This window comes from Romboutsia faecis, assembly GCF_014323405.1.
Taxonomy (GTDB): domain Bacteria; phylum Bacillota; class Clostridia; order Peptostreptococcales; family Peptostreptococcaceae; genus Romboutsia_E; species Romboutsia_E faecis.
Window position 1 is genome coordinate 1 of record NZ_JACRWE010000036.1, and the last position, 694, is coordinate 694.

Sequence of the window (694 nt, forward strand, 5' to 3'; positions counted from 1 at the left end):
CATTAATAAAAGTAGATGATATTGATGAGAGTATTGAATATATAGATACAATTCATAGAGAGAGTAAAGGGTGGATTACAAAGGCTGAAATAAATAAAAATAAAGAATTTAGCCAATGGCATTATCTTGTAGGAGATTTGCTGAAACAAGATTTTGATAAAGAGAATATTTATATTTCTATGAGCACGTTTTATAAGCCAATGAGACGGATTGAAACGATAAAAGAAATAGGAAGTTTATTTATAGACCTTGATACATATAATACTCAATTCACTAAGACTCAAATACTTATGAATTTGGAAGAAAATTATTTTAATAGATCAATTCCAATACCAAACTTAATAATTGATAGTGGAAGAGGATTAACTTTAGTTTGGAGTATTGAGAAAGTACCACATAAGGCTCTGCCGTTATGGAAAGCAGTTCAAGAGTATTTATATAGTCGATTAAAAGAATTTGGAGCAGATAGAAAAGCACTAGATGTAACAAGAATTCTAAGAGTACCAGGAAGTATAAATTCAAAGAGTGGAACAAGAGTTACTATACTAGAAAAATACGAATATAAGTACACTTTGAGAGAAATACAAAGTGAATTTCTACCTGATTTAGATGAAAATAGACCAAAGAAAAAGGGAAGACCTAAAAAAGTAGTTTATATTCATAGGGAACGTTCATTGTATCAAGGAAGAATATT

The 694-nt window shown here is 29.1% G+C and carries 1 protein-coding gene; it reads left to right on the plus strand.

Annotated elements, in window-relative coordinates:
* On the plus strand, window positions 1-694 hold a 694-nt coding region (locus H8923_RS17105), incomplete at both ends, for a hypothetical protein (RefSeq protein WP_330596699.1).